General features: G+C 74.1%; 18 protein-coding genes. 9 read left to right on the forward strand and 9 right to left on the reverse strand.

The genetic code is table 11. The annotated features are described in order from the left end of the window. Positions 1-78 precede the first annotated feature (78 nt). Positions 79-699, forward strand: coding sequence for a class I SAM-dependent methyltransferase (locus ACMCNN_RS17180; protein ID WP_412741509.1), 621 nt, complete (start codon positions 79-81; stop codon positions 697-699). Between the two features lie 68 nt (positions 700-767). Here the strand turns inward: ACMCNN_RS17180 and ACMCNN_RS17185 are convergent, their stop codons facing one another. After that, positions 768-2,198 (reverse strand): aldehyde dehydrogenase family protein, encoded by a 1,431-nt coding sequence (locus ACMCNN_RS17185; protein WP_412741510.1) that lies wholly within the window; start codon positions 2,196-2,198, stop codon positions 768-770. An 80-nt stretch (positions 2,199-2,278) separates the two neighbouring features. Between ACMCNN_RS17185 and ACMCNN_RS17190 the strand changes: the two genes are divergently transcribed. Together ACMCNN_RS17190 and ACMCNN_RS17195 are read left to right on the forward strand one after the other, a co-directional pair. Continuing rightward, the gene (locus ACMCNN_RS17190; RefSeq protein WP_412741511.1) at positions 2,279-2,908 is read left to right on the forward strand and encodes a TetR/AcrR family transcriptional regulator; all 630 of its coding nucleotides are present in this window, start codon (positions 2,279-2,281) and stop codon (positions 2,906-2,908) included. Positions 2,909-3,027: 119 nt separating this feature from the next. After that, positions 3,028-3,423 (forward strand): hypothetical protein, encoded by a 396-nt coding sequence (locus ACMCNN_RS17195; RefSeq protein ID WP_412741512.1) that lies wholly within the window; start codon positions 3,028-3,030, stop codon positions 3,421-3,423. Between the two features lie 105 nt (positions 3,424-3,528). On the opposite strand, the gene ACMCNN_RS17200 is transcribed toward ACMCNN_RS17195, so the two are convergent. Beyond that, positions 3,529-3,963: an SRPBCC family protein gene (locus ACMCNN_RS17200; RefSeq protein ID WP_412741513.1), complete on the reverse strand. Its 435-nt coding sequence runs from the start codon at positions 3,961-3,963 to the stop codon at positions 3,529-3,531. A gap of 142 nt (positions 3,964-4,105) precedes the next feature. Between ACMCNN_RS17200 and ACMCNN_RS17205 the strand changes: the two genes are divergently transcribed. Both ACMCNN_RS17205 and ACMCNN_RS17210 read left to right on the forward strand, forming a co-directional pair. Further along, positions 4,106-5,692 carry a phytoene desaturase family protein gene (locus ACMCNN_RS17205; protein ID WP_412741514.1) on the forward strand — a complete coding sequence of 529 codons (1,587 nt, stop codon included), beginning with the start codon at positions 4,106-4,108 and terminating at the stop codon, positions 5,690-5,692. A gap of 206 nt (positions 5,693-5,898) precedes the next feature. Next, the gene (locus ACMCNN_RS17210) at positions 5,899-8,388 is read left to right on the forward strand and encodes a LuxR C-terminal-related transcriptional regulator (RefSeq protein ID WP_412741515.1); all 2,490 of its coding nucleotides are present in this window, start codon (positions 5,899-5,901) and stop codon (positions 8,386-8,388) included. Here ACMCNN_RS17210 and ACMCNN_RS17215 read toward each other — a convergent pair. Further along, entirely contained in the window at positions 8,381-11,455 is a 3,075-nt protein-coding gene (locus ACMCNN_RS17215) for a LuxR C-terminal-related transcriptional regulator (RefSeq protein WP_412747199.1), read from the reverse strand. The two genes, ACMCNN_RS17210 and ACMCNN_RS17215, sit on opposite strands and share 8 nt — an antisense overlap. A 159-nt stretch (positions 11,456-11,614) precedes the next feature. Between ACMCNN_RS17215 and ACMCNN_RS17220 the strand changes: the two genes are divergently transcribed. Beyond that, a complete protein-coding gene (locus tag ACMCNN_RS17220) occupies positions 11,615-12,466 on the forward strand; it encodes a polysaccharide lyase (protein ID WP_412741516.1) in 852 nt (283 codons plus the stop codon). A 200-nt stretch (positions 12,467-12,666) separates the two neighbouring features. Here the strand turns inward: ACMCNN_RS17220 and ACMCNN_RS17225 are convergent, their stop codons facing one another. Further along, complete coding sequence (locus ACMCNN_RS17225) at positions 12,667-12,963, reverse strand: MoaD/ThiS family protein (RefSeq protein ID WP_412741517.1); 297 nt, start codon at positions 12,961-12,963, stop codon at positions 12,667-12,669. Continuing rightward, complete coding sequence (locus tag ACMCNN_RS17230; protein WP_412741518.1) at positions 12,960-14,075, reverse strand: WD40/YVTN/BNR-like repeat-containing protein; 1,116 nt, start codon at positions 14,073-14,075, stop codon at positions 12,960-12,962. The genes ACMCNN_RS17225 and ACMCNN_RS17230 overlap by 4 nt, the downstream gene beginning before the upstream one ends. A gap of 218 nt (positions 14,076-14,293) precedes the next feature. On the opposite strand from ACMCNN_RS17230, the gene ACMCNN_RS17235 reads away from it, so the two are divergent. After that, positions 14,294-14,863: a hypothetical protein gene (locus ACMCNN_RS17235; RefSeq protein WP_412741519.1), complete on the forward strand. Its 570-nt coding sequence runs from the start codon at positions 14,294-14,296 to the stop codon at positions 14,861-14,863. Positions 14,864-14,922: 59 nt separating this feature from the next. On the opposite strand, the gene ACMCNN_RS17240 is transcribed toward ACMCNN_RS17235, so the two are convergent. The 3 genes from ACMCNN_RS17240 to ACMCNN_RS17250 are packed head-to-tail and all read right to left on the reverse strand — an operon-like array spanning position 14,923 to position 18,229. Further along, entirely contained in the window at positions 14,923-16,068 is a 1,146-nt protein-coding gene (locus ACMCNN_RS17240) for an ABC transporter permease (protein WP_412747200.1), read from the reverse strand. 56 nt (positions 16,069-16,124) lie between these two features. Then, positions 16,125-16,841 (reverse strand): ABC transporter ATP-binding protein, encoded by a 717-nt coding sequence (locus ACMCNN_RS17245; protein WP_412741520.1) that lies wholly within the window; start codon positions 16,839-16,841, stop codon positions 16,125-16,127. Continuing rightward, positions 16,838-18,229, reverse strand: a complete 1,392-nt coding sequence (locus tag ACMCNN_RS17250) for a hypothetical protein (protein WP_412741521.1) — start codon at positions 18,227-18,229, stop codon at positions 16,838-16,840. The genes ACMCNN_RS17245 and ACMCNN_RS17250 overlap by 4 nt, the downstream gene beginning before the upstream one ends. Positions 18,230-18,320: 91 nt before the next feature. Here ACMCNN_RS17250 and ACMCNN_RS17255 point away from each other — a divergent pair, with 91 nt between their 5' ends. Both ACMCNN_RS17255 and ACMCNN_RS17260 read left to right on the forward strand, forming a co-directional pair. Continuing rightward, entirely contained in the window at positions 18,321-19,022 is a 702-nt protein-coding gene (locus ACMCNN_RS17255; protein ID WP_412741522.1) for a response regulator, read from the forward strand. Continuing rightward, a complete protein-coding gene (locus tag ACMCNN_RS17260; RefSeq protein ID WP_412741523.1) occupies positions 19,019-20,803 on the forward strand; it encodes a sensor histidine kinase in 1,785 nt (594 codons plus the stop codon). Before ACMCNN_RS17255 ends, ACMCNN_RS17260 begins: the two co-directional genes overlap by 4 nt. Here the strand turns inward: ACMCNN_RS17260 and ACMCNN_RS17265 are convergent. After that, positions 20,787-21,002, reverse strand: a complete 216-nt coding sequence (locus tag ACMCNN_RS17265; protein ID WP_412741524.1) for a DUF3040 domain-containing protein — start codon at positions 21,000-21,002, stop codon at positions 20,787-20,789. The two genes, ACMCNN_RS17260 and ACMCNN_RS17265, sit on opposite strands and share 17 nt — an antisense overlap. Positions 21,003-21,114 lie beyond the last annotated feature (112 nt).

Below are 21,114 nucleotides of genomic sequence, written 5' to 3' on the forward strand. Positions count from 1 at the left end.
GGCGATCGGTGGAGACGAGGAGGCAGGGATCGTGAGTGACGGCGTCGTCATCCGGCTCCGGCAGGGGTGGGTGGTCCGGTGAGCCACGACTTCGACAAGGACTACTGGGAACACCGCTGGCACCACGCGCACGGCGACCGGGCCGAGTCCGGCGGCAATCCGCCGAACCCGTACCTGGTCCGCGAGACCGGCGACCTGGTGCCGGGCACGGCGCTGGACGCCGGGTGCGGTGCCGGCGCCGAGGCGGTCTGGCTGGCCTCCCGCGGCTGGCATGTCGTCGCGGCCGACATCTCCGCCGAGGCGCTGTCCCGCGCCGCCAAGCGCGCCGTGTCCAGTCCCGTGCAGTGGGTCGAGGCGGACCTGACCGTCTGGGACCCGGGCACCCGGTTCGATCTGGTCACCACGCACTACGCGCATCCGGCGATGCCGCAGCCGGCCTTCTACGAGCGCATCTCCGATTGGGTGGCACCCGGCGGCACCCTGCTGATCGTCGGGCACCTGCACACACCGGACGCCGCGGGGCACGGGGACCACCCGCCCGCCGAGGCGTCGGCCACCGTCGCCGACATCACCGCACGCCTGGACCCGGCCAATTGGGAGATCATCACCGCCGAACAGCCGCTCCGGACGGTCAACGGCCCCGGGGGCCGGGCCATGACCCTGCACGACGTCGTCGTCCGCGCCACCCGGCGCGGCTGAGCACGGCCACCCGGCCGCGGCATGCCGGGAGACGCTGAGCCACGGCCGCGGAACACGTCCCGGACGGTTCAGCCGTGGCGCATGAGCCTGCGGATCAGCCGCACGCCGCGCGCGGTGAAGGGCGGCTGCGCGAGACCCAGCGTGTCGAGCCACAGCGGCTTGGTGAGCACGGGCTTGAGGTGGCTGAACGAGCGCCACGAGTGGATGCCGTGGTAGGCGCCCATGCCGCTCGGCCCGACACCGCCGAACGGCAGCCCGGTGGCCGCGGCGTGCACGAGGGCGGCCTGGTGGACCACCGCGCCGGAGGAGGTCTGCCGCTCGAACAGGCGGCGGGTGCGCGGCGAGGAGGTGAACACGTACAGGGCGAGCGGCTTGTCCCAGGCGTTGATGACCTCGACCGCCTCCTCGGCGGAGGCGACGGGGACGATCGGCAGGATGGGACCGAAGATCTCCTCCCGCAGTACGGGATGGGCGGCGCGCGGGCCGACCGCCGGAGGGCCACCGTCGGGGAGGGTGACGACGGTGGGAGCGAGGTAGCGCTCGCCGCGGTCGTGGTCGCCGCCGATCACCACGTCGGTGCCGGGCAGGTAGCCGACGAGGCGGTCGAACTGCTGCTCGGTGACGATGCGGCCGTACTCCTGGCTGGCGCGGGGGTCGGCGCCCCACAGCTCGGCGATCGCCGCCTTGAGCGCGCCCACGAGCGCCGGCACCCGGTCGGGGGTGGTCAGGACGTAGTCCGGGGCGACGCAGGTCTGCCCGGCGTTGGTGAACTTCGCCCAGGCCAGGCGGCGGGCCACCGCCGGGAGATCGTCGTCGTCGCACCAGACGGGCGATTTGCCGCCCAGTTCCAGCGTCACCGGCGTCAGGTGTGCGGCGGCCGCCCGCAGGACGATGCGGCCGACCGTGCCGCTGCCGGTGAACACGATGTGGTCGAAGCGCTGCGCCAGCAGCTCGGTGGCCTCGGGGACGCCACCCTCCACGGTGCGCACGGCACCGTCCGGGAAGTAGCGCGGCACCAGGCGCCCGATCAGCGACGCGGTCGCGGGGGCGAGTTCGCTCGGCTTGAGCACTGCGGCGTTGCCCGCGGCCAGCGCGCCGACCAGGGGGTTGAGCAGCAGCTGCACCGGATAGTTCCACGGGGCGATCACCAGCACGACGCCGAGCGGCTCGGACACCAGGCGGGCCCGGCCCGGCATCAATGCCAGCGGCACCGGACCGCGCTTCGGCCGCGCCCACCGCCGCAGGTGGCGCAGCGTGTGGTTGATCTCGGCGACGACGACGTTGAGTTCGGTCAGCTGAGCCTCCGCCGGGCTCTTGTGCAGGTCGCTCCACAATGCGGCCTCGAAGGCGGGCTCGTTCTCGGTGAGCATGGCGCGCAACGCGTGCAGGTGGCGGATACGGGCGGTCAGCGGGCGGGTCGCGCCGGAGGCGAAGTGCTCGCGCACCGCCGTGACCGTCGCGGCAATCCGGCTGCCCTCGATGCTGGTCGATGCGCTCATCGGCTCACCATATACGAAACGGAAGCTTTTCGTTTCGTACGTGAGCGACACCACGCGCCACGGCGCGGGAGAATCCGCACGTGGCGACGAACATGGACCGGGTGCACAGGGGGCGACGCAACGATCCGCGCCTGGACCAGACGCTGATCGACGCGGCGATCGAGGTCCTCAACGAGACGGGCTACGCGGCGTTCACCACGACGGCCGTCGCCCGGCGCGCGGGCGCCTCGACCGCGTCGCTGTACCGGCGGTGGCCGTCCAAGCAGGCGCTCGCCGGGGCCGTCGCGCGCCACATCGCCCTCGACGAGCTGACCGACATCGACACCGGCTCGCTGGACGGCGACCTGCGCGAACTGCTCGTTCGCAAGCAACGGATCCTCGACGCCGCCGCCGGTCCCGCGCTGCTGTCGTTGATGGGGCAGGCCGCACACGACCCCGTCCTGCGGCAGATCCTGCGCGAGGACGTGTATCTGGCCGTACGGGAACGGATCGAGACGCTGATCGCGCAGGCCGCTCGCCGGGGGGAACCGGGTCGCGACCTCGGCGCCGCGCAGATCAGCGTCCTGGCCCTCGTGGTGATCGGCACCGGCCTGGCCCGCGCGGTGTTCACCCCCGCCCCACCGGTCGACGACTCGTCGGCCGAGCTGGCCGAGACCGAACTCGCCCTGCTCCTGGAGGTCCTGCGGCCGGACCGGAATCAGCAGGCATAGCCGCCCTGATCGCCCGGAGTTCGGTCGCCCGGAGTTCGGTGCCCGGAGTTCGGTCGCCCGGAGTTCGTCGAGACCGGGATCTGTGGTTTGCCCGGTTTGCAGCCGGGAACGAGGAGGCCATGGAGCGAGGTAGCAGCAAGCACAGTTCCCGCGTCGATGAGCAGATGAAGCACGAGGTCCTCGGCACGGTGCAGGGCATCGCGGGCGGCCGAGCCGAGGAATGGAAGATGGCCGAGCCGGCGGGTGAGGACCAACCCGATCCGACCCGGACGGCCGGCATCGGCACCCTCAACGGCGACCTCAGCCGCTTCGGCCGCTACATCGGCCTGTCGGCCCTGCCCGGCGACCGCCGCGCGCTGCGGCACAGCGCCCTGACCCTGGAGGCGCCCGAGGACGTCCTGGCCGATCTGGACAGCCTGCCCGACGGCGTCGTCTACCAGACCGTCGTCGAGATCTGGGCGGCACTGGGCCGACGCCCCGACCTGCCGGGACGAGACTCGGACACCGCCCACTGACGGACCCTCGATCCGGCCCGACCCTGTTTGCTGTCGCATGGCAACAGCCGGTCTGGACGGTCCACACTCGCGAGCGGCGCTGACGGTGACCGGGGTTTCCGCGGCCTACCGGTGGACGGCGATGTCGTCGAGACGCCGCAGCGCCTCCGCGTTGCGCGGCCGCAGCAGCGCCGCCTGCACCGGACCGGGCAACAGCCGGCCGATGCCCGAGGACAGCGTCTCCGCCATCCGGATCCGGGTGGTGGTGGCGGACAACGGTTCCAGACGGATCCGGACGGTCGCGGCGCCCAGCGGCCACGCCTGTGCGTCCAGTTCCAGGAACCTGCCGGGCACGACCGCGCGTACCACGGTCTTGTCGTCGATCTGCAGGGGCCAGGGACCGATGCGGTGGTGGATGCGGGCCCCGACCGCCGGCCAGCCCTCGTCGACATCGCGAATGTGTGCCGCGCCCACGACCCAGCTCGCATAACTCCATCCGTCCGCCAGGACGGCGAAGATCCGCTCCGGCGTGGTGTTGACGGTGTGGCATGTCTCGGGCACGGGTGCCTCCCCTGCGGTCGTTCCCTTCCGCCGGTTTTCCCCCCGCCGCGCCGGGCAAACCGGCGTGCGGACCACGCATCCGGCCGGCGGATCCGGGGTAACGCCCCCATACGCGGCGGATCCGGTCGAAGGGCGGTACCTGATGCGCACGGTCGACGCGGTGGTCATCGGCGCCGGACACAACGGTTTGGTGGCCGCGAACCTGCTGGCCGACGCGGGATGGGACGTCCTGGTCCTGGAGGCGACGGGCGGCGCGGGCGGCTCCGTGCGGACCGGGGAGCTGACCGTCCCAGGGTTTCGCCACGACACCTGCAGCGCGTTCTACCCGCTCGGTGTCGCCTCGCCGGTGCTGCGCGGGCTCGACCTGGAATCGTACGGCCTGGTCTGGCGCCACGCGCCCGCCGTGCTGGCGCACGTGCTGCCCGACGACCGCTGCGCGGTGCTGAGCCGTGATCCGGCCGAGACGGCCGAGTCGGTGGCGGCGTTCGAGGCGCGCGACGGGCAGGCGTGGCTGGACGAGGTGAGCCGGTGGCGGCGGGTCAGCGAGCCGTTGCTCGACGCGATGCTGCGGCCCTTCCCACCGGTACGCGCGGGCGCCAGGCTGTTGCGTGCCCTGGGCGCCGCCGACGCGCTGCGTTTCGCGCGGATGGCGATACAGCCGGTGGAGGACTACGGGCGCGAGCAGTTCCGCGGCGCGGGCGCGCAGCTCCTGCTCGCCGGCAACGCCCTGCACACCGACCTGGGTACCGGACAGGCCGGTAGTGCGATCTTCGGGTGGCTGCTGGCCATGCTCGGCCAGAGCGTCGGATTTCCGGTACCGGTGGGTGGTGGGGGCCGGATCGCCGAGGCGCTGCTGCGCCGGTTCGAGGCGCGGGGCGGGACCGTCGAGTACGGCCGCGCGGTCACCCGCGTCCTGCACGCCCGTGCCACCGCGGTCGGCGTCCAGGACGTCCACGGCGACCGCGTCCGGGCCCGCCGCGCGGTCCTCGCCGACGTGCCCGCACCCACCCTCTACGAGCAGCTCGTGGGACTGTCCGCGCTGCCCGCGGCGATGGCCGGGGACCTGCGCCGGTTCCAGTGGGACCCCGCCACCATCAAGATCGACTGGGCGCTGTCCGGACCCGTTCCCTGGACCGCGGCGGGCGCCCGCCGCGCCGGCACGATCCACCTGGGTGCCGACATGCCGGGGCTCGCCGAGTACAGCAGCGAGCTGGCCCGTGGGCTGCTGCCCGGACGCCCCTTCCTGCTGCTCGGCCAGATGACCACGAGCGACCCGAGCCGCTCCCCCACCGGAACGGAGTCCGTCTGGGCGTACAGCCACGTTCCGCAGCGGATGGCCGGCGACACCGGCCGGATGCGGGAGCACGCGGAGCGGATGGAGGAGGTCATCGAGCGGCGGGCACCCGGATTCCGCTCGTCCGTCCTGGCGCGTCACGTCCAGCTGCCGGGCGATCTGCAGCGGCACAATCCGAGCCTGTTCGGCGGTGCCGTCAACGGGGGCACCGCCGCGCTGCACCAGCAGTTGTTCTTCCGCCCGGTGCCCGGCCTGGCCAGGGCGGACACCCCGATCGACCGGCTGTACCTGGCCAGCTCGTCCGCCCACCCGGGCGGCGGCGTGCACGGTGCCCCCGGCGCCAACGCGGCCCGCGCCGCCCTGGCCCGCGACGGTGCCGCCGGGCCGGCGTACGCCGCTGTCATCGCAGCCCTCCACCGCCGCCTGTACGGCTGACGCCGCCATCACCGTCCCCGTGCCGGGCCCCGCAGGCGTGGACTCGCCGTGCCGGCACCGTCGGCGGCGGCCCGGCGGGTCGCCAGGGAGCCGCGCGTCGTGCCGCGGATACCAGCCCAGCTCGGCACGGGTCCTGGCGCAGTCGAGCAACGGGCAGTCGAGGAGCATGTCCACCCACGAGGAGCGGGTAGCATCCGGCGCGGCACATGGCCCGGAGAGCGGAGGCGGCGGTGGCGGAGGACGTGACGGCCGCCCTGCCCGGCCCGGACGAGACCGTGGTGGTGACCGGCGAGCCCGGCGTGGGAAAGTCGCACCTGCTGCGCCGGGCGGGGCGACGCTGGCCGGGTGCCGCGTTCGCGACGTCCGGCACGGCGGCCAGCGCCGGGGAGCCGCTGGCCGCGGCGGGTGCGCTCCTGCCGGGCTGGTTGCCCGCGGACGCCGGGCCGGCCGCCACCGAGGCCGGGGCGCGCCGGATCCGCGAGCTGGCCGGGGCGCGACCCGTCCTGCTGGTCGTGGACAACGCGGAGCACCTGGACGAGCAGTCCGCCCTGCTCGTGCGGCGCATTCTGCCGCCCGGTGCGGGGCTGCTGCTGGCGTGCACCGCAGACCACGAACCACCCGCCCACCTGACGGCGGGCCGCCCGGTCCGCCGCCACACGGTCGCCGCGCTGGACCGCGAACCGGCGCACCGGCTGGCGGCGGCACTGCTCGGCGGCCCCGTGGACGGGCTCAGCGCGTACCGGATGTGGCACAGCTCGGGCGGCAACCCCCGGCTGCTGACCCACCTGGTGGAGCAGGGCCGCGCGGACGGCGCGCTCGTCGAGCGCGACGGCGTGTGGCGCTGGGCGGGCCCGCCGCCGTCCGCGCCGGGCCTGCGCGACCTGCTGCTGGCCGTCACCGGGCAGCCGCCGCCGGGCGAGCTCGCCGCGCTGGAGTACCTGGCCTGCGCCCAGGGCGCGCCGCTGCGGGTGCTGTCACCGCTGGTCGCGGCGGACGCGGTCGCCCGCCTGCGGCGCCGCGGGCTGGTGGACCTCGGCCCGGACGACACGGTACGGCTGAGCCGCCCGCTGTACGCGCAGGCCGTACGCGCTCCGCAGGGACGGCTGCGCCGCCGCCGCATCCACCAGCAGCTGGTGGCCGCCGCGGCCGCCCGGCCGGAGGTGTCGCCGGTCCTGACGGCTCAGTGGCGGATGGCCGCCGGAATGAGCGTCCCGGCCGCCGAACTGCGTCGTGCCGCCCGCCGCGCGCTCGCCGACGGTGATGCGCCCGCGGCCGAGCGGCTGGCCCGCAGCGCCGGGGATGCCGCCCTGCTGGGCCGTGCGCTGGTGGCCCAGGACCGCCCCGCTGAGGCGGAGGAGGCGCTGCGGCACACTGCCTGTCACGACCTGCGCCGGCTGAACCGGCTGTGGGGCCTGCGGCAGGCCGGGGCGGTCCCGTCCGGCGGCATCGCCGGGCGCGCCGCGGCCCTGTTCGTCCCGGAGCCGACAACGCCCATCCCGGCAGCCCGGTTGGTTCCGGACCCGACGACACGCGTCGCGGCGGCGGACTTCGCGGGCTCCTCCGCCGCTGCGGCGGAGGACCTCGCGGGCGTGGAAGCGGCCGCCGCGGTGGAGCAGCCCGACGACCCGGTGCTGGTGGCCGCGGCTGCCGCGCTGGAGGCGTTCGGGCGGACCTTCGCCGGTGCCCCGGAGCGGGTGGTCCGGGAGCACCGCGGACTGCCGCGCCTGTGGCCGTCGATGCGCGGGTCGGCCGCGGCGTGTCACGTGCACGCCCTGCTGCTCACCGGGCGCCTGGCGCAGGCGCGGGAGCGGGCGCGCGCGTACTACGACGCTGCGCTCACCGGCGGCGAGCCCGGCGAGGTGACGCCACTGGCCCTGGCGCGCGGGGTGTGCGAGTGGTGGGCGGGCAGCCCGGCCCGGGCGCTGCCGTGGCTGCGCGAGGCGGTCACGCTGCTGGACGCCCGCATCCCGTTCCCCATCGAGGCGTACGTACGCAGCGAGTACGCGGTCTGCCTGGCCGCGTCCGGCGACGGCGCCGAGGCGTCCCGGCTGGTCGCCGGCCTGCGGGCAGCGCTGCCCGCAGGACCAGGTCTGGACGGTCAACTGCGCATGACCGAACTGCAGGTCACCGCGTTGACCGGCCGGTACGCCCACGCCGCCGACCTGGCCACCGCGCTGGCCGTGGACATGCGTGCGGCCGGGCGGTTGACAGAAGCGGTGGAGGCGCTGCACCTGGCGTGCCGGCTGCGCCCGTCCCGGGCGGTGGCCGCGGACCTCGCCGACGTGGTGGCCGCCTGCGACAGCCCGTTCTTCCCGCTGCTGGCGCGACACGCCGCCGCGCTGGCCGACCGGGACACCGGGGAACTTCGCCGGTGTGCTGCCGAGTTCGCGGAGCTGGGCTACCTGGGGCTCGGCGCCGAGGCGTACGCGCCGGTCGACCCCGCGCGCGCCGACGAGCTGGTGGCGCGCTGCGACGGTTACCGTCCACCCTGGACGGCGGCCACGGCCGCCGACGCCGCGCTCACCGGGCGCGAACGGGAGGTGTGCGAGCTGGCCGCGGCGGGACTGCCCAACACCGAGATCTCGCACCGGCTCGGCATCTCGGTGCGCACGGTCGGCAACCATCTGCAGCGCGCGTACGAGAAGCTGCACGTCGGCGGGCGCCGGGAACTCGGCGAGGTGCTCGGACTCAGCTGAGCGCGACCAGGGCGCCGGACAGCTCGTGCCGGGCCCGCACGCCCAGCTTCGCGTACGCCCGGGCCAGATGGTTGGTCACCGTACGCAGAGCGATACCCATCCGCTGCGCGATCTCCTGGTTGTCCAGCCCGGCCGCGGCCAGCTCGCACGCCTGCCGCTCCCGCGCGCCGAGGCGCACCGCCGGCCGCGGAGGCTGCAGCCACGGCGGCCGGAAGCCGTCACAGGCGCGCGTGAGCCGGTCGGCGCGGCGGCTCAGTTCCGCGGCGGCCCGCGCGTCGCCGTCCTCCAGCCGGGCCGCGGCGGCCACCGCCTCGAGCGCGAACCCGGCGTAGCCGCGTGACTCCCACTGCCCCGCCACGGCGCGCAGGCCGGCACCGTCCGCATCGGCCAGCGCGGTCGCGTGCGCGGCGCACAGCGCGAACAACTCCCCGTCACAGCGCTGCGCCACCGCCGTGAGCCGCTGCGCCGCGCCGCGGTCCCCGGTCAGTCGCGCGGCCAGGAAGTACCCCTCCGCCGCGCTGGTGAGCCGCCCGTCGCGCAGGTTGTGCGCGGCCCGCGCGGCGGCCGCCACGGCGGCGCCCGCCGGCTCGCCGGTCAGCGCCCGCACCCGGATCTCGCCGACCAGCAGGTGGTCGCGCAGCTGCCCGCCGGACGGCAGCGCGGCCCGGGCGTCGGCGAGCACGGTACGGGCCCGCGCGCCGTCGCCGGTGGCGGCGAGGCAGACGGCGTACTCGCTCCAGACGTACGCATGCACCGGGTACGGCACCCCGTCGTCGAGCAGTGCGGCCGCCTCGCGCAGCCACGGCAGCGCCCGTCCCGGGCTGCCAGCCCACCACTCGCAGACGCCCCGCAGCATCGCCAGCGGCGCCACTTCGGACGGTTCGCCGCGGCTGACGGCCGCGTCGTAGTACTCGGCGGCGACCAGACGTGCCCGGTCGAGCCGCCCGGCAAGGACCAGCGCATGCACCCGGCAGGCGCGCGCGGACCCGCGCATGGACGGCCACACACCACCGTCGTGCGGGTCCGCGGCGACCAGGGCCGGCCGGCCCGTGAACAGCATCCGGTACGCGCGGACCGCCGTCGCCGCGGCGGCCAGCAGCGGGTCGTCGACCGGTGTTCTTGACGGCATCCGTGCCGATCGACCGGCCCGGGCCGACGGACCGCCCGGGGCTGACGCATCGTCCAGGGCTCCCGAACCGGCTTGCGCTCCCGAACCGGCATGGGCTCCCGAACCGGCTTGCGCTCCCGAACCGGCTTGCGCTCCCGAACCGGCATGGGCTCCCGAACCGGCTTGAGCTCCCGAACCGGCTGGGTCTCGGGAGTCAGCTTGCGCTGACTGACCGACCCGGGCTCGCGAATCGACTGGCGCCCTCGGACCGGCCGCAACCATCGGACCGGCCGCAACCATCGGACCGGCCGGGGGGCCGCCCGCGGTGGTGAACAGGGCCAGGGCCTCGCGGGCCAGCTCCAGCTCCGGCGGGTACGGCGCTGTCCGGGACGCGCAGGCCTGCCGGGCCAGCCGTACCGCCTCGGCGGGGCGGCGCAGTCCCCACACGAGATTGATGATCCGTAGCGCCTGCATCCGGGGCGGCGGGTCGGTGAGCCGGGCGAGCGTGGCCTCCGCTTCGGCGACACGGCCCTCGACGACGAGCGCCTCGGCCCGCACGGCGTCGCGCGCCGCGGGGTCCAGCCGGTCGGCCAGCCGGTGCACGGGCCCGGCCTCACCCCGCGCCAGCGCGGCCCGGGCGGCGGCCCACGCGTCGCCGGCCGCCACGGGCAGTCCGGCACGCAGCCGCCAGTCCGCCAGCCGGACGGGGTCCACTCCGGCCCGCTGGGCCGCGTCGACCAGCTCGCGCAGTGCCCGCCGACACTGCGCCGGCCCGATCTCGTCGCGCAGGAGAGCGGCATGCAACGGCTGGGCCAGCCGCACGGCGGGCTCGCCACCGTCCGGTCCGAGGCGGACCACCCCGCGCTCCTCCAGCAGTTCCAGGGCGATCGGGTCGACCAGGCGCTCCAGGACGGTCAGGGGCACGGACCCGGCCACGGCCAGGTGGCGGACCGCGTCCACCGGCACGTCGCCGACGACCGCCCGCACCGCCGTCCGGATCGCGGGAAGTGGCAGCTCACCCGTCCAGCGCCAGGCGCCCGCGCGCTCGACCAGTGCGCCGCCGCTTCGGGCGGCGTCGAGCAGCACCCGCAGCAGCCGGGGGTTGCCCTGGCTGTGGCGCCACAGCTCGGCGACCGTGACCGGGTCGGCACGACCGCCGAGCGTCGCGGCGACCACGGCCGCGACCTGCGGCGCCGACAGCGGGGCCACGGGATGCCGCCACAGCAGCCCCCGGCGCAGCAACCGAGCCACCGTCGCCGTGCCGGGCTCGGCCCCGCGGGGTGGGCTGACCGCGGCAGCCTGCGCCGCGGCGCGAACCGGCCCGACCGCATCAACGAGGCCAACCGGACCAACCGCATCGACGGGCTCGACGCCACGAACCAGACCAACCCCGTCGACAGGCTCGACGCCACGAACCAGACCAACCCCGTCGACAGGCTCGACGCCACGAACCAGACCAACCCCGTCGACAGGCTCGACGCCACGAACCAGACCAACCCCGTCGACAGGCTCGACGCCACGAACCAGACCAACCGCATCGACAGGCTCGACGCTGCCAACCGGACCAACCGCGTCGACACGCGAGACGCTGCGAACCAGACCGACCGCGTCGTCGGGCGCGGTGGCCAGTAGCCGGACGACCTGCATCTCGACGAGATGCTCGACGAGGAGGGCGGCGTCGTCGTCGAGCCGGTGCAGGTCGTCGACGCCGAGCACCACCGGGCGACCGGCGCCCAGGCGCCGCAGCAGCTGAGTGGTGCGGGCGTACCCCTGCGATGCCGGGGTCCGTGCGGGTAGCCCGCCCGGGCCGAGCACGAGCGCCCGGCCGGCGCAGTCATCGAGCACCATCTGCGCCAGACGGGTGCGTCCGATACCCGGCGGGCCGGTCAGCAGGATTCCGACCGTCGGCGCGCGACCGGTCAGCAGCCCGGACAACCGGCTGACCAGCGCGTCCGGCATCGCCACGACCTCCCTTCCCCGACGGCGGGGCCAGCCTGACCCGCCGCCCCGCCGCCCCGCAACCGGGCGCCGCCGGAATTGAGCAGCGATTACTCAGGTGCCACCGCGCCGGGGCGCCCAAGATATGCACGCCAATCGATACGTCGGAAGGAACGCACCGTGACATCCCGTACGTCCGGACGCAGCCGGCTCGCCGTCCTGGCGGTCGGCCTCACCGCCGTCGCCTCGATCGGGGTCGGCGCACCCCTGGCGATGGCGGGCACCGAACAGCCCGCCCCGAACATCAGCGCGCGCACCGGCCTGCTGCAGACCCTCGACTGGGAGAACGCCGCCGACCGCACGCTGCCCCCGCCCGGCTGGAACAAGCAGTACTGCTGCGAGAAGTCCCTGAAGATCGTCACGCAGCCCGCCCGCGACGGCGGGTACGCCGCCCAGTTCACGCTCGACCGCGGCGACCCGGACGTGTCCAGCAGCACGCGCAGCGAGCTGAGCCAGCCCGACCAGCAGCCGGTCGCCCAGGAGCGCTGGTACGGCTTCAGCATCAACCTGCCGGATGACTGGGTGCCGGACCGCTCCTCGGAGATCGTCAGCCAGTGGCACCAGCAGAGCAACAACGGTTCCCCGCCGCTCGCGCTGCTGACCAACAGCGGCCACTGGAAGATCGACTTCCGGGGCGAATTCATTGATCTCGGGTCGTATCAGACGGAACGGTGGACCGACTGGGTGTTCCACGTGTCGTGGCGCACCGACGCCTCCGGCGTCCTCGAGGTGTGGCGCGACGGCACGCAGGTGGTCGCCCGCACCGGCCGCACCCACGACGACGGCGCCAATTCGCCCTACTTCAAGTTCGGCATCTACAAGTGGGACTGGGACGGCCGGCCGAAGCCCTCGGACACCAGCCACCGCAGCATGTACTACGACGCGTTGCGCATCGGCGACCAGCACTCCGGCTACGCGGCCGTCGCCCCCGGGGCGGGATCGGCCGGCCCCGGCGACGAGCCGGGTCGGTGAGGCTCTGGCGCGGGGAGGCCCTGGCGCGGGGAGGCTCCGGCGCGGCGAGGCCCTGGCGCGGGGAGGCTCCGGCGCGGGGAGGCTCCGGCGCGGGGAGGCCCTGGCGCCCGGCGCGGGAAGGAGGCTGCGGTCCGTCAGCGTCCGGGGATTGCGCCGGCTCGACCTCCCGCCATGACGCCTCAGCCTGCGGCCATGACGCCTCAGCCTCCGGCCATCGCGCCGACAACGAGGAACGGCTCCTTGCCGGCCTGCACCTCCTCGGGCAACGGGGTGTCCGGTGACTCGTTCGACAGGTCCTCCTCGCAGGCGTAGAACCGGATGAACGCCCGGCGCTGCCCGGTGGCCCGGTCCCGCATCGTGCCGCGCAGCATCGGGTACCGGGTCTCCAGCTCGTCCAGGACCCGACGCTGCGTGACCGGATCCGCCACCTCCAGCTGCACCTCGTGCCCCACCTTGGCGAGAACCTTGAGGTGCGCGGGCAGCATGACGCGGATCATGGCAGCGCCTGGACTTCCACCGACAACACGGCGGGCAGGTCATGCACGATCGCGGTCCACGTGTCGCCGCCGTCGGCCGAGCCGTAGACCTGCCCGCCCGTCGTTCCGAAGTAGATGCCGCAGGGGTCGAGCGTGTCGACGGCCATGGCGTCGCGCAGCACGTTGACGTAGCAGTTGGCCTGGGGCAGGCCGTTCGTCAGCGGCTCCCATTCCTCGCCGCCGGTGCGGCTGCGGTACACCCGGAGCTTGCCGTCGGGTACGTAGTGCTCCGAGTCGCTCTTGATCGGGACGACGTAGACGGTCTCCGGCTCGTGGGCGTGCACCGCGATGGGGAACCCGAAGTCGGTGGGCAGGTTGCCGCTGATCTCCCGCCACGATCCGCCGGCGTCGTCGCTGCGCATGACGTCCCAGTGCTTCTGCATGAACAGCGTCTCCGGCCGGGACGGGTGCATGGCGATGCGGTGCACGCAGTGCCCCACCTCGGCGTCCTGGTCGGGAATCTGGGCGGAGCGCAACCCACGGTTGATCGGCAGCCAGGTGGCGCCGCCGTCGTCCGAGCGGAACGCCCCGGCCGCCGAGATGGCGGTGAACATCCGCTGACGGTTCGCCGGGTCCAGGATGATCGTGTGCAGGCACATGCCACCCGCACCCGGCTGCCAGCCCGGCGCGGACGGGTGGGTACGCAGGCCCGGCAGCTCCTGCCAACTGTGGCCACCGTCGGTCGAGCGGTACAGCGCCGCGTCCTCGCCGCCCGCATACACCGTGTCCGGGTCGTCGGGCGCGGGCTCGAGATGCCAGATCCGTTTGAACTCCCACGGTCGCGGCGTCCCGTCATACCAGAGGTGCTCGCCGACGGCGCCGTCGTAGCTGAAGTCGTTGCCGACCGGCTCCCACGACTCGCCGCCGTCGTCCGAACGCTGGATGATCTGCCCGAACCAGCCGGAGGACTGCGAGGCCCACAGCCGGTCCGGCTCGGCCGGTGAACCGTTGACGTGGTAGATCTCCCAGCCCCCGAAGTGCGGGGGGCTCACCTTCCAGTCCCGCCTGCTGGCGTCGGCGGTGAGGATGAAAGCGCCCTTGCGGGTGCCCACCAGAACGCGTACCCCGGTCATGTCCCACCTCGATCCGGCCTGCCGGCCGTTGACCCGTTGTTGCGAACATCCTCGGCCACCCCTCCGACACTTTTCCGGGTGGCAGCGAAAGTCAAACCAACGGCTGACCCCGTGCACCGAGGGGGGAAGATCCGGAACCTGACATGTTCCTGACGTTCGCGCGGAAGGCTGACCGCTCGGCGCGGGGCCGTCCCGGGCCGCAGGCGGGAGGCAGCTTCATGCGCAGAAGTCACGTACTGGCGGTGGTCGCGATCGCGCTCACCGCGACGTCGGCATGCGGGTCGGCGGAGAAGGCATCGGACGGTGGGGCGAAGGTCGCCACCCTGACCAGTCCGCAGGTCAGCCCGTCCGCGTCGGCGGGCGCGCAGCGGCCACGGGAACGGCTCGACACCACGGCCGAGGAGTTCGAGGCGATGCTGGCGCCGTACAACAAATGTCTGAAGGAGCACGGCTACTCCGTGCGGGATGCGAAGAGGGCGGCCGATCGGAGGCAGTCCGGCGTCGAGGCCGCCCCGGAGCAGCAGAAACAGGACGAGGCGTTCCGCACCTGCGAGGCGCAGTACTACCCGCTGCCGCCGTGGGAGAAGGATCCCGCGAACCCGGAGGCCCGCGACTTCGCGGTCGCCGTGGTCAAGTGCCTCAAACGCAAGGGCGTCAAGTACGTGGAGGTCAGCGACGACGGCCTCAGCTACGCGCTCGGTGGCAAGAACAACGACTCGCGCTCGATCAGCATGGGGATGGACCTCGCGCCCGACTGCGAGCGTGAGGTCGCCGCCGCCAAGAAGTAGGCACGGCGCAGAACCCGGGCGCGGCGGTCGCAGATCAGGCCGCCGCGCCCGGGCCCGTGTCAGACGGTGGCCAGGGCCTGGGTCGGGGTCAGGCGCGCGGCGCGCATGCAGGGGTAGACGCCCGCCAGCACGCCGATCGCGACCGCGCCGCCCACCCCGGCGACCGCCGACGTGGCCGGTACCACCAGCGGCCACGCCTGCCACGACGCGTACCCGACCGTGACGAGCAGGCCCAGCGCGGTGCCCGCGAGCCCGCCGAGCGTGGCGAGCACCACCGACTCGCTGAGGAACTGGCCCCGGATCTGGCCGCGGGTGGCGCCCAGTGCGCGCCGCAGGCCGATCTCGGCACGCCGTTCCAGCACCGCGACGACCATCGTGTTGGCCACGCCGATGCCGCCGACCAGCAGCGCGACCCCGGCGAGAGCGAAGAACAGCACAGCGAAACTGCTTTCGGTGGCCCGCTTCGCGGCCAGCGCGTCCGAGGGCCGGGTCACGATCACCTGGCCGGGCCGCTGCGGGGAGATCGTCTCCGCGAGTACGCCGCGCACCGCCTCGATCTGCGCCTCGTCGCACTGGACGTAGAGGACGGTCGGATGGCCGCCGAAGCGCAGTGTGGTGCGCGCCGCCGCCCAGCCGATGAGCACGGAACGGTCGATGTCCGGCGACAGTGGAGTGGTGGCCAGGATGCCGATCACGGTGAACCGGCTGTCGCCGATCATCACCTGCGGCGCGGCCCGGCCGGCGGGCAGTTCGGTGATGCCGAGCCTGGTGGCGGCGACCGAGCCGAGCACCACGGTGGGAAAGCTCGCGGTCGCCTCGGTCAGCCAGCTACCGGTACGGATCCGCGCGTTGATCGTGGACAGCAGGTCGAGGCGGCTGGCCAGCACGGTCAGGCCGGAGCCGTCGTGCGGGTCGGTGCGGTCGTTTCGGCGTACGAGGGAATGGGTGTTGGCGACCGCACTGACCGCCGTGACCGGGCCGATCCGCCGCACCATCCCGACGGCCGATTCCGGCAGCTCGGCGGGCGGATTCTGATCCGGCAGCGCCGTCGCCTGCAGGGTGTTGGTGCCCAGCGCGGTGAGCCGCCGCAGCAGCGCGGCCTGGCTGGAGGCCGGGATGCCGGTCACCACGATCATGGTGGCGATGCCGATCGCGATGCCGAGGGCGGACAGCAGCGCCCGCGCCGGACGGGTACGCAATCCCATCAACCCCAGCCCGAGCAGGTCGGTCGCGGCCAGCCGGATGGGCCGCACCGGCCCGGTCACCGCCGCGCCCCCGCCACGCCGTCGCGCGCCGGATCGCCGGTGACGTCGCGCACCAGGCGCCCGTCGCGGATCTCGATCTGACGCGGCAGCGCGGCCGCGATGTCCCGGTCGTGGGTGATCAGCACGATGGTGGTGCCCTCCTCGTTGAGCCGCCGCAACAGGCCCAGCACGGCCTGGCCGGTGGCGGTGTCCAGGGCACCCGTGGGTTCGTCGGCCAGCACCAGCGACGGCCGGTTGACCAGTGCGCGGGCGATCGCGACGCGTTGCCGTTCGCCGCCGGACAGCTGCGGTGGACGGTGACCGGCCCGGTGCGACAGACCGACGCGGGCCAGGGCGTGCCGGGCGCGCTCGCGGCGGTCCCGGCGCGGCACCCCGGCGTAGAGCAGCCCCGTGGCGACGTTGTCGACGGCGCTGAGCCCGTCGGTGAGATGGAACTGCTGGAACACGAAGCCGATCTCGCGAGCGCGCAGGGCCGACAGCCGCCGGTCGGTGAGCGTCGCGATGTCCTGCCCGGCGATCCGGACGGTGCCCGAGGTGGGGCGGTCGAGCGTGCCGATGATGGCCAGCAGCGTCGATTTGCCCGATCCGGACGGCCCGACGACGGCCACCATCTCGCCTGCGGCGATGTCGAGGCTGACGCCGGCCAGGGCGGTCACCCCGCCGGGATGGACCCTGCCGACATCGCGTACGGACAGCACGGGCTCGCTGGTCACGACGAGACCACCACGGCGGTGCCCTCGGTCAGCCCGGCGCCGGTGATCTCGACCCAGCCGTCGGCGAACATCCCGGTGTGCACCGCGACCAGGCCGTGCGGGCTCTGCACGGCGTATCCGCCCTCGGTCAGCGCCACCAGCGCCTCGACCGGTGCGGCCAGCACATCCTTGACGGTCCGGCCCGCCACATGGACCTCCACGTCGGCGGCGTCGAGCCGGGCGACGGTCCTCGGATCGTCGACCGCGATCGTGACGGTCAGCTTCGGCGGGGAACCGTCGCCGTCGGCGGGCGCGAGCCGGCGGCCGACCGCCACGACCCGCGCACCGACAGTGCGGTCGTCGGGCAGCGCGACAGTGACCCGGTCACCGCGTTCGATGCCACCGGCGTCGCCCAGTTCGGCGGCCACGGTGATCACCTTGCGGGTCGAGGTCACCGACATCAGTGGCGCGTTCGCGCTGGCGCCGGGTTGCACCTCGACCGATTCCACCCGGACGGCGCCGGGAAGCACCTCGACGTCACCCACGGCGATCGTGCCGGTCACCGGTCGGCCGGTGTCGGTCTGCCACCGTCCGATCGCCGCGATGAGGCCGGCGGTGAGCACGCCGTCGCCCGCCCTGACCCGCACGCCCGAGGTGACGCTGCCGCCCGATGCGCCCTTGTTGCCCGGCTTCGCGCCGCTGCCCGGCTCGGCAGTGCTCTTCGGGCCGCCATTGCTTTTCGGCTCGGCAGTGCTTTTCGGCCCGCCAGTGCTTTTCGGGCCGCCAGTGCTTTTCGGCTCGGCATCGCCGTTCGGCTCGGCGCTGCCGGTGGGGGCGGACACTGCGGCGGACGTGTGCCCGGATGCGCCGGCCGCGTCGCCGTGCTCGCCCGCGCCGCCCGTCGCACTCTCGACGGCGACGTACGCACCAGCCCGCGGCTGGCGGCCGATCGCGTACCCGAGGGCGCGCAGATTGTCCGCGACGATCCGCACGTCGCGGCCCACCAGGTTGCGCCCGGCGATCGGGCGGAACAACGGCATGCCGCCGTAGAACAGCATGACCGGCCGGTCGTCGGCCCGGAACAGCTGCCGGCCACGGGTGATGGTCGCACCCGGCTGCGGCAGCCAGGTCACCGTCGCGTCCTGGTGCCCGGCCAGCGGGCGGGGCGCGCCGTACCCGATGCTGCCGGATAGTTTCCTGGTGGTGGACAGGTCCCGGCGCTCGAGCCGCGCCGTCGCGGCCGCGGCCGTCTCGCGCGGCTGGGCCGCGGCGCCGGTGCGGTGCCGGGTCAGCGCGACGACCGATCCGGCCGCCAGCGCCGCGACGACGGCCGCGACCAGCCACCTGGCCGCGCGGCGCCGCCGGGGCGGCGGGATGCGTTCGGTCGGTTCGTCAAGATCGGAACTCATGCCGACGAGCGTGGCCGCAGGTCGTTAGGAACCTGTCAGGTATGTCCGCGGGGGTCCGCCCGACGCGCCGGGCGCCTCTATCATCGCCGCCATGCGTGCGCAGGTCCTGGTCGCCGAGGACGACCATCGTCAGGCCGAGGTGATCCGCCGGTATCTGACCTCGGAGGGTCACGACGCCGTCGTCGTGCACGACGGGCGGGCCGCCCTGGCCGAGGGTCGCCGCCTGCGCCCCGACCTGATCGTGCTGGACGTGATGATGCCGGGGCTCGACGGCCTGCAGGTGTGCCGGACACTGCGCCAGGAATCGGACGTACTGATCCTCATGCTGACCGCGCGTGCCGCCGAGGACGACCTGCTGCTCGGCCTGGAGCTGGGGGCCGACGACTACCTGACCAAGCCGTACAGCCCGCGGGAACTGGTGGCGCGCGTCCGCACCCTGCTGCGGCGCGCGTCCCGCGGCGCGCCGGAGCCCGCCGGGCCCGGTCCGCGCCGGATCGGGCGGCTCGGCATCGACCTGGAACGCCACCACGTGACCGTCGACGACGTGCGCGTGGAGTGCACCCGCGGCGAGTTCGCGATCCTGGCGGCCATGGCCGACCAGCCCGACCGGGTCTTCAGCCGGGCCCAGTTGCTGCACCACACGCGCGGGATCGACCGCAGTTCGACGGAACGCACCATCGACGTCCACGTGATGAACCTCCGCCGCAAGATCGAGGCCGACCCGCAGCGCCCCGCCCAGCTGCTCACCGTCTACGGCGTCGGCTACAAGCTGACCCCCGGCGGTGCACCGTGACCATCCGGGTACCGGCCCGGCACAGCCTGGTCACCAAGCTGCTGGTCACCTCGGTGCTGATCGCGATCGCCGCGATCGCCTCGACCGCGTGGCTGGCCACCCGCACCGCCACCCGGGCCATCAACCAGGAACGCGGCCGCTCGCTCACCGAGGACAAGGGCGTCTACGACATGCTGGTCGCGTACGCGGCCACCCACCCCGACTGGTCCGGTGCGCCCGCACTGATCCGGGCCCGGGCCGCCCAGCTCGACCGCCGGATCACCCTGATGACCGAGGAACGGGCCGTCATCGCCGACTCGGCGACCGGCCCGCCGCTGCGCACCGCCCGCCCGTCCGCCGTGGTGGATCCGCTCAACCTGGACCTCGGCCTCACCGGCGGCACCGACCGCATCGACGGCCGGGCCGTCGGGCCGTTCCGGGTGCCGCCCGACGAACGCACCGTCCTCGGCAAGGTAGTCGCCGACGAACTCTCCTGCCTGCGCCAGAACGGCCTCGACGGCAGGATCGACCAGCTGCCGAGCGGCCGGCCGACGGTCACCGTGACCGTCCCCGACCCGGCGGACACCGCCGCGAAGTGTCACCAGCGGCTGGCCGCGGTGGCCGGCGCCACCGAGCAGAAGGCACTGCGCGCGCTCGGCCAGCTCGCCACGCGCTGCCTCGGCCTGGAATCACCACTGGCCGTCCAGGTCAGACCCGACTTCTCCGCGTACGTGGCGAAAGGCGACCCGGTCGGCGTCACCGTCCCCGTCAGCGCCCGGGACGCCGCCCGCATGCGCGGCTGCGTGGAGAAGTCGCGGCGGACCCAGCTGCAGCCGTACGTCGCCCCGCCCGCCCTGCTGTTCGTCACCGATCCGGCCGCCGGCGCGGACCAGACCACGTTCACCCTGTCCCCCGCGAACACCACCCGGATCGCCGCGGTCACCGGTGCGGTCCTGCTGGCCACGATCGTCGTCACGATCCTGGTGGGTCGTCGCCTGGTCCGCCCCCTGCGCGCCCTCACCGAGGCCGCCGACCTGCACGGCCCCGTCCCGGTGTCCACCCGCGACGAGATCGGCCGTCTGGCCCGCGCCCTGAACGATTCGGCCGCCCGCCGCGAGCACGCGGAGACGCAGCGCCGGGCGATGGTCAGCGACGTGGCGCACGAGCTGCGTACCCCGCTGACCAACATCCGCAGCTGGCTGGAGGCCGCCCAGGACGGCCTGGCCCCCACCGACGATCACCTGCTGGAACTGCTGCACGAGGAGGCGGTCCTGCTGCAGCACATCATCGACGACCTGCGGGATCTGGCCGCCGCGGACGCGGGCACGTTGCACATCCACCCGGAGCCGACGTACATGCACGACGTGCTCAGCCACGTCGTCGACAGTCACCGGGGCACCGCGCAGGCGGCCGGAGTGCAGCTGACGATCGACATCGAGGGCGACCCCGTGGTGCGCGCCGACCCGGTGCGCCTGCGTCAGATGGTCGGCAATCTGGTCTCCAACGGCATCCGGTACACGCCGCCGGGCGGCACCGTCACGGTGGGTGCCCGGGCGACGACCATCACCGTACGCGACACCGGCGCCGGGATCGCCGCCGCGCACCTGCCCAGGATCTTCGACCGGTTCTGGCGCGGTGACGAGTCCCGCAGCCGGACCACCGGCGGCAGTGGACTGGGGCTCGCGATCGTCCGCCAACTGACCGAGGCGCACGGCGGCACCATCGACGTACAGAGCGAACCGGGCCGGGGAACCGTCTTCACCATCCGCCTGCCCGACGACGCGATCAGCGGCGCGGGCTGACGCTGTACACCACCAGGCCGACCGTGAGCACCATCGTCGCGGACCACAACAGCACGCTCACCACGCACAGCAGGATCGACCTGTGCAGACGCGACCCCACCGGCCGCGGCCTCGTCATCCGGGCCGCGAAGTCCGGATCCTCGATGGCGAGCCGGCGCTCGATCTCGGCGAGCTTGTCGCGATCGTCCTGTCCGAGCATCGCTCCCACCTCCACGCCGGCCATCGCGGCCTGCGTGTCGGGTACCCCGCTGCCGCGTGCGCCATGCCGGTTCACGGCCGTGGGTCGCGGTGTTTGGCGGCGGCCGGTGCGG

It is taken from the genome of Krasilnikovia sp. MM14-A1004 (genome assembly GCF_047159485.1).
In the GTDB taxonomy this organism is placed as follows: Bacteria; Actinomycetota; Actinomycetes; order Mycobacteriales; family Micromonosporaceae; genus Actinoplanes.